The following is a 12,295-nucleotide window of genomic DNA, read 5'->3' as shown; positions in this document are numbered from 1 at the left end:
ACTGGTTAAACCTTGAGCGATTTCCGCTATAATCCGCGCCCCCCTTTTTCAGCAGGCCCGGCGCGCGCTGTTTCCATGAAATTAATCGTTAAAGTCTTCCCCGAGATCACCATCAAGAGCCGACCGGTACGGACGCGTTTCATCCGTCAGTTGGCCAAGAACATCCGTGCCGTGCTCCGTGACCTGGACCCGGCTGTGGTGGTGAACGGCGTGTGGGACAACCTCGAGCTGGAAACCCGCATTACCGACGCCAAAGCCTTGAAGGACATGACCGAGCGCCTGAGCTGCATGCCGGGCATCGCGCATTTCCTGCAGGTGGATGAGTACCCGCTGGGCGACTTCGACGACATCACCGAAAAGTGCAAGCAGCACTACGGCAGTGCGCTTGAAGGCAAGATTTTTTCGGTGCGTTGCAAGCGTGCCGGCAAGCATCCGTTCAGCTCCATGGACGTCGAGAAATACGTCGGCAGCAAGCTGCGTCGCGAGTGCGGTGCCGCTGGAATTTCCCTGAAAGCGCCACAAATTGAAGTGCGCATGGAAATTCGCGACCAACGGTTGTTTGTGATCCACAGCCAGCACAACAGCATCGGCGGCTACCCGCTGGGCGCCCTGGAACAGACCCTGGTATTGATGTCCGGCGGTTTCGATTCCACGGTGGCGGCCTACCAGATCATGCGTCGCGGCCTGATGAGCCACTTCTGCTTCTTCAACCTGGGCGGGCGTGCACATGAATTGGGCGTGATGGAAGTCGCTCACTTTATCTGGAAGAAATACGGCAGCTCCCAACGCGTGCTATTTGTAAGCGTACCGTTCGAGGAAGTGCTGGGCGAAATTCTCGGCAAAGTCGATAACAGTCATATGGGCGTAGTATTGAAGCGTATGATGTTGCGCGCTGCGTCCAGAATCGCCGATCAATTGCAGATCGACGCCCTGGTGACCGGCGAAGCGATTTCCCAGGTTTCCAGCCAGACGCTGCCTAACTTGTCGATCATTGACTGCGTGACCGAGAAGCTGGTGCTACGCCCGCTGATCGCCAGCCACAAGCAGGACATCATCGACCTGGCAGAGCAAATCGGCACCGCCGACTTTGCCAAGCATATGCCTGAATACTGCGGGGTCATTTCGGTGAACCCCAAGACTCACGCCAAGCGTCACCGCGTGGAGCATGAAGAGAAAGAATTCGACATGGCGATTCTGGAGCGTGCGCTCGAGAACGCCAAGCTGGTCCCAATCGATCGGGTGATCGACGAGTTGGGCCAGGATGTAAAAATCGAAGAAGTCAGCGAAGCCCTGGCCGGCCAGATCGTCATCGACATCCGTCACCCGGATGCCGCTGAGGATGAGCCGCTGGAAATCGCTGGCATCGACGTGCAAACGCTGCCGTTCTACGCACTGAACGCGCGTTTCAAGGAACTGGATAACAGCCGTCAGTACCTGTTGTATTGCGACAAAGGCGTGATGAGTCGCCTGCATGCCCACCATTTGCTCAGTGAGGGGCATGCCAATGTGCGCGTTTATCGACCGAGCTAAGAGCCCGGGGCTGTTTGCCTGTGGCCTGCGTCACCGGCCCCCCGACTCTGCCGTCAAGCTGTAACGGCAAGGCCTGACTCTACTGTTAATCGCTGCCACGACCTGTCAGCACACCGAATCCTCTGATCGAGATACACAAGTGATCGAAAATCTACGTAACATCGCCATCATTGCTCACGTTGACCATGGTAAAACCACCCTGGTAGACAAACTCCTGCGTCAATCCGGCACCCTGGAGCGCAACGAGCTCAACGACGAGCGCGTGATGGACTCCAACGACCAGGAAAAAGAGCGCGGTATTACCATCCTGGCAAAAAACACCGCTATCAACTGGAACGGCTACCACATCAACATCGTGGATACCCCGGGCCACGCCGACTTCGGCGGCGAAGTAGAACGCGTAATGTCGATGGTTGACTCCGTTCTGCTGCTGGTTGACGCTCAAGACGGCCCTATGCCGCAAACCCGTTTCGTGACCAAGAAGGCTTTCGAAGCCGGCCTGCGTCCGATCGTGTGCATCAACAAGGTTGACCGTCCAGGCGCGCGTCCGGACTGGGTTCTGGACCAGATCTTCGACCTGTTCGACAACCTGGGTGCTACCGAAGAACAGCTGGACTTCCAAGTCATCTACGCCTCGGCCCTGAACGGTATTGCTGGTCTTGACCACACCGACATGGCTGAAGACATGACTCCGCTGTACCAGTCGATCGTCGACAACGTACCAGCACCGAAAGTTGACCGTGAAGGCCCGTTCCAGATGCAAATCTCGGCACTGGACTACAACAGCTTCCTGGGTGTTATCGGCGTTGGCCGTATCGCTCGTGGTAGCGTCAAGCCGAACACCCCGGTTGTCGCTATCGGCGCTGACGGCAAGAAGCGTAACGGTCGTATCCTGAAGCTGATGGGTCACCACGGTCTGCACCGTGTAGACGTTGAAGAAGCTTTCGCTGGCGACATCGTCTGCGTGAGCGGTATGGACTCGCTGTTCATCTCCGACACCCTGTGCCAGCCGGACAACGTCGAGGCGATGAAGCCTCTGACCGTTGACGAGCCAACCGTTTCCATGACCTTCCAAGTAAACGACTCGCCTTTCTGCGGTAAAGAAGGCAAGTTCGTGACCTCCCGTAACATCAAGGAGCGTCTGGACAAAGAGCTGCTGTACAACGTTGCTCTGCGCGTTGAAGAAGGCGACTCGGCTGACAAGTTCAAGGTCTCCGGCCGTGGTGAGCTGCACCTCTCGGTACTGATCGAAACCATGCGTCGCGAAGGCTTCGAAATGGGTGTTGGTCGTCCGGAAGTGATCATCCGTCAGGTTGACGGCGTGAAGCAGGAACCGTTCGAAAACGTCACCATCGACACCCCTGAAGAATCCCAGGGCAAGGTCATGGAAGAGATGGGCCTGCGTAAGGGCGACCTGACCAACATGGTGCCGGATGGCAAAGGCCGTGTGCGTCTGGAATACAACATCCCTGCTCGCGGTCTGATCGGTTTCCGTAACCAGTTCCTGACCCTGACCAACGGTGCTGGCATCCTGACCTCGATCTTCGATCGCTACGACACCATGAAGTCCGGCGACATGTCCGGCCGTCAGAACGGTGTTCTGGTATCGGTAGAAACCGGCAAGGCGCTGACCTACTCCCTGGAAACCCTCCAGGCGCGTGGCAAGCTGTTCGTTGAACACGGTCAAGAGATCTACAACGGCCAGATCGTTGGTCTGAACAGCCGTGACAACGACATGGGCGTCAACCCAACCAAAGGCAAGAAGCTCGACAACATGCGTGCTTCGGGCAAAGACGAAACCATCGCTCTGGTTCCACCTGTTCGCTTCACCCTGGAACAGGCCCTGGAATTCATCCAGGACGACGAGCTGTGCGAAGTCACGCCTAAGTCGATCCGCCTGCGTAAGAAGATCCTGGACGAAGGCGAGCGTACCCGCGCTGCCAAGAAAGCCAAGAACTGAGTTAACTCAGGCTGAATGAAAAACGCCCCCGGTCGAAAGGCCGGGGGCGTTTTTTTATGCCCGCAGGTTTTGTGGTGACTGTGCCGGCCTCATCGCGGGCAAGCCCGGCTCCCACATTTTGGATCTGTGAATACATTCAAATGTGGGAGCTGGCTTGCCTGCGATGAGGCCCTTGAGGGCACTACAAAATCCGGATCAGAACTTGTCGAGGGTCTTGAAGTTGGTCTCGCGCACCACTTCCTTGGGCTTGTACGCACAATACCCCGGCCGCGGCCCGATTTTCGGGTGGTTGCGGCAGGTATCCGGGCGTTTGTCATAAATAGTGCAAAAGCGCGTCTTACGATCCAGGTACAGGCAGTCGTTGTTGCTCATGCGCTGCAGGGTGAAAATTTCGGACTTGTTGTTGTACCGCTCGACGATGCCTTCTTTCTGCAAACGCTTGGCGATGTTCTTCGGCGGATCGCCGCGCTCGAACTCATCGACGATGCCAATGCGGATCAGGTCCTTGATCTTCACCTCCACCGGCAGCGTGCAGCAGCTGGACACGCAACCACCGCACATATGGGCGGAGTATTTCTGCCAGGTCTCTAGACGGTCGAGTTCCGCGGCGGCGATCAGTTGAGGCTTCATCAAGGTTCCAAGGTGGGGCGTTATCCGGGCGCGCGATCATACCGGGATTGGTGGTTTTTTGAACAATATTTTGCAGGTTTCAGCTCAAAGGTTTGGCCAGGGCCTGATCGGGCACGACCCCTGCATCAAATTCAGCCACAGACCAATGAGTTAAAAAACTGCCGAACCAGCGCGTCTACCGTCTGTCAGACCGACTAGGCTCTAGCAACTCCTTCAATCTCGCCCGAGGTCGCACCGATGTCTCAGGAACCGCTTGCACGAGAAGCAGAGGTAGCCGCATTCCGCGATGCTGTCTTGACCAAGCTCACCTACGCGGTGGGCAAGGACCCGGATCACGCCTTCGACCATGACTGGTTCGAAGCCATTGCCCTGGCCGCCCGCGACCAGATGGTCGATCACTGGATGGACCACACGCGGCGTATCTATCGCAAAGGCCAGAAGCGTGTTTATTACCTGTCCCTGGAATTTCTCATCGGCCGTCTGCTCTACGACAGCCTGAGCAACCTGGGGGTGCTGGAGATCGCTCGCGAAGCGCTGTCGGAGCTGGGCGTCGACCTGGAACGCATCCGCCTGCTGGAGCCCGACGCGGCGCTCGGCAATGGTGGCCTGGGCCGTCTGGCGGCGTGCTTTATGGAAAGCATGTCGACCCTCGGCATTGCTGGCCACGGCTATGGCATCCGTTATGAACACGGCCTGTTCCGCCAGGCGATTGTCGACGGTTGGCAGCAGGAACAGACCGAGCGCTGGCTGGATTTCGGTAACCCTTGGGAATTTGAACGCGCCGAGGTGATTTACCCGATCGGCTTTGGCGGCAGCGTCGAAACCGTGGCGGACGCCTCCGGCAAGATGATCCAGGTGTGGTCGCCCAACGAAACCGTACGTGCCGTTGCCTATGACACGCCGGTCGTCGGCTGGCGCGGCGCCAGCGTCAACACCCTGCGCCTTTGGCGTGCGCGGGCCGTAGAAGACCTGCACCTGGAGCGCTTCAACGCCGGTGACCATTTGGGCGCTGTCGCCGAAGTGGCCCGTGCCGAAAGCATCTCCCGAGTGCTTTACCCGGCGGACAGCACCGAAGCAGGGCAGGAACTGCGCCTGCGCCAGGAATATTTCTTCGTCTCCGCGTCCCTGCAAGATTTGCTGCGCCGCCACAAGAACATGCACGGGTCGGTATTGAGCCTGGGCGAACACGCCGCCATCCAGCTCAACGACACCCACCCGTCCATCGCCGTGGCCGAGTTGATGCGCCAGTTGGTCGACCTGCATGACATTCCCTGGGAAGCCGCGTGGGATGTCACCGTCGAGACCCTTTCGTACACCAACCACACCCTGCTGCCCGAAGCGCTGGAAACCTGGCCTGTCGGTTTGATGGAGCGCATGCTGCCGCGGCACATGCAGATCATCTACCTGATCAACGCCCAGCACATCGACTCGCTGCGTGCCAAAGGCATCCACGACTTTGATGTTTTGCGCGCTGTGTCGCTGATCGAAGAGGACAACGGCCGCCGCGTGCGCATGGGCAACCTGGCGTTCCTGGGCTCCCATAGCGTCAACGGCGTGTCCGGTTTGCATACCCAGTTGATGCGCAGCACGGTGTTCTCCGAACTGCACAAGCTCTACCCCGAACGCATCAACAACAAAACCAACGGCATTACCTTCCGCCGCTGGCTGTACCAGGCCAACCCCAAGCTGACCGATATGCTGGTGGAGGCGCTGGGCCCGGACATTCTCGATCAGCCCGAACAGCGCCTGATCGAGTTGGAACCCTTTGCCGAGAAGCCGGCCTTTCGCAAAGCATTTGCTGAGCAGCGCCTGCACAGCAAACGCGCCCTGGCGCAGATCATCCATGAGCGCCTGGGCATTGCGATCAACCCGGCGGCGATGTTCGACGTGCAGGTCAAGCGTATTCACGAGTACAAGCGCCAACTGCTCAACCTGCTGCACACCGTGGCGCTGTACCAGGCGATCCGTGCCGAGCCGGGCATCGACTGGGTGCCTCGGGTGAAGATCTTTGCCGGTAAGGCGGCGGCCAGCTACCACCAGGCCAAGCTGATCATCAAGCTGACCAACGACATCGCCCGCACGGTCAACAACGACCCGACCGTGCGCGGTCTGCTCAAGGTGGTGTTCCTGCCCAACTACAACGTCAGCCTGGCGGAAAGCATCATTCCGGCAGCGGATTTGTCGGAGCAGATTTCCACCGCCGGCTTCGAAGCGTCGGGCACCAGCAACATGAAGTTCGGCCTCAACGGTGCGCTCACCATCGGCACCATGGACGGCGCCAATGTGGAGATGCACGAGCGGGTCGGCGCCGAGCACATGTTTATCTTCGGTCTCAGTGCCCAGCAGGTGGAAGCTCGCAAGCATGCCGGCGAGTTCAGCGCCGGGCCGGACATCGCCGCGTCCCACCGTTTGAACGACGTGCTGCAAGCCATCCGTGGCGGGGTGTTTTCGCCGGATGACCCGGGGCGTTATGTGGGCCTGATCGATGGGCTGATCGACTACGACCGCTTCCTGGTGTGTGCCGACTTTGACGCCTACTGGGACGCCCAGGCGCGGGTCGAAGCGCATTGGCACGACTCCAAGGCCTGGTGGCGCTCGGCGGTGCTCAACACGGCGCGCATGGGTTGGTTCAGCTCGGACCGCACCATCCGCGAGTACGCCACCGAGATCTGGAAAGCCCTCGACTAACTGATACCCCTGTAGGAGCGAGCTTGCTCGCGAAGAGCTCCAACGATAACGCGTGCTTGCTGAATGAACGCGGCGCGTGTGAGTTTTTCGCGAGCAAGAACTAGGCGTCCCCCTCGCTCCTACAGAGGTGTCGTTGCTCCGTTGCGTGAACTCTATTGGCGTTAAATCCTCTGATTAGAGGAAATCAGCCCCGACTCGCGCTAAACTGCGCGGGTTTTTAGCCCCCCCATTCTCCGGAGCCGTCCATGTCCCGCGTTACCTTGAGTCGCTATTTGATCGAGCAGACCCGCAGCAACAACACGCCTGCCGATCTGCGCTTCCTTATCGAAGTGGTGGCGCGTGCTTGCAAGGAAATCAGCCACGCCGTTTCCAAAGGCGCACTGGGCGGTGTCCTGGGCAGCATGGGCACTGAAAACGTGCAGGGCGAAGTGCAGAAGAAGCTGGACGTGCTGTCCAACGAAATCCTGCTCGAAGCCAACGAATGGGGCGGCCACCTGGCCGGCATGGCGTCCGAAGAAATGGACAATGCCTACCAGATCCCAGGCAAATACCCGAAGGGCGCATACCTCTTGGTATTCGACCCCCTGGACGGTTCGTCCAACATCGACATCAACGCACCGGTTGGCACCATCTTCTCGGTACTGCGGTGCCCCAACGAATACCTGAGCCAGAACGAAGCCCTGAACGAAAAGGCCTTCCTGCAGCCAGGCACTGAGCAAGTCGCTGCCGGCTACGCAATCTACGGCCCACAGACCATGCTGGTGCTGACCCTGGGCGATGGCGTCAAAGGCTTTACCCTGGACCGTGAAATGGGCAGCTTCGTACTCACCCACGAAGACATTTCGATTCCTGCTTCTACCCAGGAATTTGCCATCAACATGTCCAACCAGCGCCACTGGGAAGAACCGGTGAAGCGCTACGTAAACGAGCTGATGGAAGGCGAAGAAGGCCCGTTGAAGAAGAACTTCAACATGCGCTGGGTGGCCGCGATGGTTGCCGACGTGCACCGCATCCTGACCCGTGGTGGCCTGTTCATGTACCCACGCGACAGCCGCGAGCCCTCCAAGCCAGGCAAGCTGCGCCTGATGTACGAAGCCAACCCGATGTCGTTCCTGGTTGAACAGGCAGGCGGTGCTTCCACCGACGGCCACCAGCGTATCCTCGACATCCAGCCGGAAGGCCTGCACCAGCGTGTGGCGGTGTTCCTGGGTTCGAAAGAAGAAGTTGAGCGCGTGACGGCTTATCACAAGTAGGAGCGAGCTTGCTCGCGAAAAGCTGACAGGCAACGCGGGCATCCAGACAGCCCGCGTCATCATTAACGTTCTTCGCGAGCAAGCTCGCTCCTACCCTGGGCCCCGAAACGTTTCAGCGTTTTCGGGGCTTTTTTGTTTTCGCTCGTCGGGAACCAGACACCCCTTTTCCCTTCTAAGCTTCTGGCAGATACCCCAGCTGCTTTGTCTCTCCAGGAGCTTATCCATGTCTATACGCCGTCTCGCCCTGCTGGCTTTTTGCGTGCTCTTAGCCGCTTGCAGCAAGGTCACCCAAGAAAACTACCAAAAGCTCTCAGCCGGCATGGCCAAGGCCGAGGTGGAGTCGTTGCTGGGCAAGCCAACCGATTGTTCCGGCGCACTGGGCATGTCCAGCTGCACCTGGGGCGATAAAAACAGCTTTATCAGCGTGCAGTACGCCGGTGACAAAGTTCTGATGTTTTCCGGGCAAGGCCTGAAGTAAACCGGGGCGCGAGCCTGCGGGAGAAGAAGAATGATGCGTTTTGTTTTGTTCCTTTGCGCCAGCCTGTTTTTGGCGGGCTGTGCCAGCCATTCTGGCGATGATCTGCAACCCAAGACGGCGAGCAACGTCAACCTCAAGCGTTACCAGGGCACCTGGTATGAGTTGGCCCGGTTGCCGATGTACTTCCAGCGCAACTGTGCGCAATCCGAAGCCCGCTATACCTTGCTGCCTGATGGTGACATGTCGGTGTTCAACCGCTGCCTGACGCCTGAGTGGAAATGGCAAGAAGCCAAAGGCACGGCAACGCCGCAGGTGCCAGGCAAGACCGACAAGCTGTGGGTGGAATTCAATAACTGGTTTACGTCACTGTTGCCGGGCGTTGCCAAGGGCGACTACTGGGTGTTGTACGTCAGCGATGACTACAAGACCGCCATCGTCGGCAGCCCGAGCCGGCGCTATATGTGGATCCTGTCGCGCACGCCGACGGTGAGTGCCGATACCCGCGAAGACCTGCTGAGCAGGGCGCGACAGCAAGGGTACGACACCACGCGGCTGATCTGGCGTACGTCGGACAAGCAGATGGCAAAGTCCTCTCAGTAATCCTGAGTAGCCTCAATCCAATGTGGGAGCTGGCTTGCCTGCGATAGCATCAACCCGGTGTAACTGATGCACCGAGTTGTCTGTATCGCAGGTAAGCCAGCTCCCACAGTTGTTATGGATTGGCCGTTAGTGCAGCAAGTCCTTCAGGACCTGGGTGAATGCCTGGCGGCTGTCTTCTTCGCCAGCATGATGCCCGTCTCGCACCACCCACTTGCCATTGACCAGTACATCGCGCACTTGCCGATCACCACCGGCAAATAGCCAGCGGTTGAGAATCCCATCCTCACTGGCCGTCGCCAGGTACGGGTCGTTACCGTCCAGCACAATCCAATCCGCACGCTTGCCCACTTGCAGCCGACCAATCGGCTGGCCCAGCGCTTGTGCGCCACCGTCCAGCGCAGCATCGAACAGCGTGCGACCCACCATCGGTTGGTCACTGCGGTACAGCCGATTACGCCGCTGATCACGCAGGCGCTGGCCGTATTCCAGCCAACGCAATTCTTCCACCACACTCACTGATACATGGCTGTCGGAGCCGATACCCATGCGCCCACCTTGGGCGAGGAAGTCCACCGCCGGGAATATCCCATCGCCCAGGTTGGCTTCGGTGGTCAGGCACAAACCGGCAATCGCTCGGCTGTTGGCCATGCGGGTGACTTCATCGGCATCGGCATGGGTGGCATGCACCAGGCACCAGCGTTCATCCACCTCGACATTGTCATACAGCCATTGCAGCGGGCGCTTGCCGCTCCAGGCCAGGCAGTCGTCGACTTCTTTTTGCTGTTCAGCGATGTGGATATGTACCGGGCAGGCCTTGTCACTGGCGGCCAGCACGGTGTGGATTTGTTCGGGGGTTACGGCGCGCAGGGAATGGAAGCACAGGCCCAGTTGCTGCGCTGGTTGTGCCGCCAGAATGGGCTGCAAGCGGGCTTGCAGGTCCAGGTAGTGTTCAGTGCTGTTGATAAACCGTCGCTGGCCTTCATTTGGCGCCTGGCCGCCAAAGCCTGCGTGGGTGTAGAGCACCGGCAGCAAGGTCAGGCCGATGCCGCTGCTGGCCGCCGCCTGGCTGATCTGGCGGGACAGTTCCGTACGGTCGGCGTAGGGCTGGCCGCTGAGATCGTGATGCACATAATGAAACTCGGCCACCGAGGTGTAGCCGGCCTTGAGCATTTCGATATACAGCTGGCGCGCGATGACCTGTAACTGCTCGGGGTTGATCTTGCCGACCATGCGGTACATCAAATCGCGCCAGGTCCAGAAACTGTCATTGGGGTTGCCGGCCACTTCGGCCAAGCCTGCCATGGCACGTTGGAAGGCATGGGAATGCAGGTTCGGCATGCCCGCCAACACCGGGCCCTTGAGCCGTTCGGCGCCTTCTGCACTGGCATTGGGCTCAACCTTTGTCAGCAGGCCATCGGCGCTGACTTCAAGACGTACATCGTTGGCCCATCCATTAGGCAGCAGTGCGCGTTCGGCAAAGAAAGCGGACATGATCAAGGCACCCCGGTCGTGTGTTTATTTGTATATACATATACAGACGTTTGCCTGCTCGGTAAACTCCGGCAATCTATGCATCTTTTTCCCCCGCAAGGATTCCCTGTGCCGACTCCGCCCGCCAACTCTTCGCTGGCTGCCCACATGGACGAAAGTCCGGCGCCCTTGTATGCCCGCGTCAAACAGATGATCAGCCAGCAGATCCTCAACGGCAACTGGCCGCCCCATTACCGCGTGCCGTCGGAAAGCGAGTTGGTCAGCCAGTTGGGCTTCAGCCGCATGACCATCAATCGCGCCCTGCGCGAGCTGACCGCCGAAGGTTTGCTGGTGCGCATGCAAGGCGTCGGTACGTTCGTGGCTGAGCCTAAAAGCCAGTCAGCCCTGTTTGAAGTGCACAACATCGCCGATGAAATCGCCTCCCGCGGGCATCGGCACACCTGCCAGGTGATCACCCTGGGCGAAGAGGCCGCCGGCTCCGAGCGCGCCGTTGCCTTGGAAATGCGCGAAGGCGGGCGGGTGTTTCACTCGTTGATCGTGCATTACGAGAACGACATTCCCGTGCAAATCGAAGACCGTTTCGTCAACGCCCTGGTCGCGCCGCAATACCTGCAGCAGGACTTCACCCAGCAAACCCCCTACGCCTATTTGAACCAGGTCGCGCCGTTGACTGAGGGTGAGCATGTGGTTGAGGCGATCCTCGCCGATGCCGCCGAGTGCAAGTTGTTGCAGATCGAGCCGAGCGAGCCGTGCCTGTTGATTCGCCGACGCACCTGGTCGGGGCGCCAGCCGGTGACGGCGGCGCGGTTGATCCACCCCGGTTCCCGTCATAGCCTGGAAGGACGTTTCAGCAAATGAGTACTGTGAAAGTCTGGCGCGCCGCCGACTACGTGCGCATGCCGTGGAAAAACGGTGGCGGCAGCACTGAAGAAATCGCCCGTGATGCGGGCACCGGCCTGGATGGATTTGGCTGGCGCCTGTCGATCGCCGACATCGCCGAGTCGGGTGGCTTTTCCACTTTCGCCGGCTATCAGCGCGTGATCACGGTGATCAAAGGCGCTGGCATGGTGCTGACCGTAGACGGTGAGGAGCAACGTGGGTTGTTACCGCTGCAGCCGTTCGCGTTCAAGGGCGAAAGCCAGGTGTCATGCCGTTTGATCACCGGGCCGATTCGCGACTTCAACCTGATCTACTCGCCACAGCGTTACCATGCACGCTTGCAGTGGGTGGATGGCGTGCAGCAGTTTTTCAGCACCGCGCAGACGGTGCTGGTGTTCAGCGTGGCGGATGAAGTGAAGGTGCTGGGCGAGAAGCTCGGTCACCATGATTGCCTGCAAGTGGACGGTAACACGGGCCTGCTGGATATCTGCGTCACTGGCCGCTGCTGCATCATCGAACTGACCGCGCGCGGTTAAAAACTGTGGGAGCTGGCTTGCCTGCGATAGCCATAGGTATCTACACAACTTTAATGCGACGCATGACCTGTGGAGAGGAAGCTTGCTCCCGTGACGGCCCCGGCGGCCAGCGCATATTTACCTGACGCCCGGCGATCCAAATGTGGGAGCGGGCTTGCTCGCGAAGGCGGCCTGGCAGTCAACACAGTTGGATTGTGTACATATCCATTGCTGCGGTAACGGCTACTTAGGGTTCCGCCCTGACGGCGGC

10 protein-coding genes are annotated in these 12,295 nt (G+C 59.2%); 8 read left to right on the top strand and 2 right to left on the bottom strand.

Annotated features, from left to right (window positions below):
• Window positions 1–75 precede the first annotated feature (75 nt).
• Window positions 76–1,530, top strand: coding sequence for a tRNA uracil 4-sulfurtransferase ThiI (thiI, locus tag CRN80_RS06640; protein ID WP_032894010.1), 1,455 nt, complete (start codon window positions 76–78; stop codon window positions 1,528–1,530).
• Window positions 1,531–1,669: 139 nt separating this feature from the next.
• The gene (typA, locus tag CRN80_RS06635; RefSeq protein ID WP_003187814.1) at window positions 1,670–3,490 is read left to right on the top strand and encodes a translational GTPase TypA; all 1,821 of its coding nucleotides are present in this window, start codon (window positions 1,670–1,672) and stop codon (window positions 3,488–3,490) included.
• 195 nt (window positions 3,491–3,685) lie between these two features.
• Here typA and CRN80_RS06630 read toward each other — a convergent pair whose 3' ends face one another.
• On the bottom strand, window positions 3,686–4,120 hold the full coding sequence (locus CRN80_RS06630) for a YkgJ family cysteine cluster protein (protein ID WP_003187815.1): 435 nt from the start codon (window positions 4,118–4,120) through the stop codon (window positions 3,686–3,688).
• Window positions 4,121–4,357: 237 nt separating this feature from the next.
• Here CRN80_RS06630 and CRN80_RS06625 point away from each other — a divergent pair, with 237 nt between their 5' ends.
• The 4 genes from CRN80_RS06625 (at window position 4,358) to CRN80_RS06610 (ending at window position 9,139) form a co-directional block, all read left to right on the top strand.
• The gene (locus CRN80_RS06625; RefSeq protein ID WP_032894008.1) at window positions 4,358–6,808 is read left to right on the top strand and encodes a glycogen/starch/alpha-glucan phosphorylase; all 2,451 of its coding nucleotides are present in this window, start codon (window positions 4,358–4,360) and stop codon (window positions 6,806–6,808) included.
• Between the two features lie 245 nt (window positions 6,809–7,053).
• Window positions 7,054–8,061, top strand: coding sequence for a class 1 fructose-bisphosphatase (locus tag CRN80_RS06620; protein ID WP_032894007.1), 1,008 nt, complete (start codon window positions 7,054–7,056; stop codon window positions 8,059–8,061).
• 223 nt (window positions 8,062–8,284) lie between these two features.
• Window positions 8,285–8,539 carry a hypothetical protein gene (locus CRN80_RS06615; protein WP_003187823.1) on the top strand — a complete coding sequence of 85 codons (255 nt, stop codon included), beginning with the start codon at window positions 8,285–8,287 and terminating at the stop codon, window positions 8,537–8,539.
• A gap of 30 nt (window positions 8,540–8,569) precedes the next feature.
• Window positions 8,570–9,139: a lipocalin family protein gene (locus tag CRN80_RS06610; protein WP_014716529.1), complete on the top strand. Its 570-nt coding sequence runs from the start codon at window positions 8,570–8,572 to the stop codon at window positions 9,137–9,139.
• A gap of 126 nt (window positions 9,140–9,265) precedes the next feature.
• On the opposite strand, the gene CRN80_RS06605 is transcribed toward CRN80_RS06610, so the two are convergent.
• The gene (locus CRN80_RS06605) at window positions 9,266–10,630 is read right to left on the bottom strand and encodes a formimidoylglutamate deiminase (protein WP_098949795.1); all 1,365 of its coding nucleotides are present in this window, start codon (window positions 10,628–10,630) and stop codon (window positions 9,266–9,268) included.
• A 147-nt stretch (window positions 10,631–10,777) separates the two neighbouring features.
• Between CRN80_RS06605 and hutC the strand changes: the two genes are divergently transcribed.
• Both hutC and CRN80_RS06595 read left to right on the top strand, forming a co-directional pair.
• Entirely contained in the window at window positions 10,778–11,488 is a 711-nt protein-coding gene (gene hutC / locus CRN80_RS06600; protein WP_171905445.1) for a histidine utilization repressor, read from the top strand.
• Window positions 11,485–12,045 (top strand): HutD family protein, encoded by a 561-nt coding sequence (locus tag CRN80_RS06595; protein ID WP_098949794.1) that lies wholly within the window; start codon window positions 11,485–11,487, stop codon window positions 12,043–12,045. Before hutC ends, CRN80_RS06595 begins: the two co-directional genes overlap by 4 nt.
• Window positions 12,046–12,295: the final 250 nt, after the last annotated feature.

This window comes from Pseudomonas sp. FDAARGOS_380, assembly GCF_002591235.1.
GTDB lineage: Bacteria > Pseudomonadota > Gammaproteobacteria > Pseudomonadales > Pseudomonadaceae > Aquipseudomonas > Aquipseudomonas salmasensis.
This window is presented reverse-complemented; position numbering and strand designations above follow the sequence as displayed.

Coding starts and splice junctions, on each gene's coding strand:
- CRN80_RS06610 (WP_014716529.1), top strand. CDS start 8,570: ATGATGCGTTTTGTTTTGTTCCTTTGCGCCAGCCTGTTTTTGGCGGGC.
- CRN80_RS06605 (WP_098949795.1), bottom strand. CDS start 10,630: ATGTCCGCTTTCTTTGCCGAACGCGCACTGCTGCCTAATGGATGGGCC.
- CRN80_RS06625 (WP_032894008.1), top strand. CDS start 4,358: ATGTCTCAGGAACCGCTTGCACGAGAAGCAGAGGTAGCCGCATTCCGC.
- CRN80_RS06615 (WP_003187823.1), top strand. CDS start 8,285: ATGTCTATACGCCGTCTCGCCCTGCTGGCTTTTTGCGTGCTCTTAGCC.
- thiI (WP_032894010.1), top strand. CDS start 76: ATGAAATTAATCGTTAAAGTCTTCCCCGAGATCACCATCAAGAGCCGA.
- CRN80_RS06620 (WP_032894007.1), top strand. CDS start 7,054: ATGTCCCGCGTTACCTTGAGTCGCTATTTGATCGAGCAGACCCGCAGC.
- CRN80_RS06595 (WP_098949794.1), top strand. CDS start 11,485: ATGAGTACTGTGAAAGTCTGGCGCGCCGCCGACTACGTGCGCATGCCG.
- hutC (WP_171905445.1), top strand. CDS start 10,778: ATGGACGAAAGTCCGGCGCCCTTGTATGCCCGCGTCAAACAGATGATC.
- CRN80_RS06630 (WP_003187815.1), bottom strand. CDS start 4,120: ATGAAGCCTCAACTGATCGCCGCCGCGGAACTCGACCGTCTAGAGACC.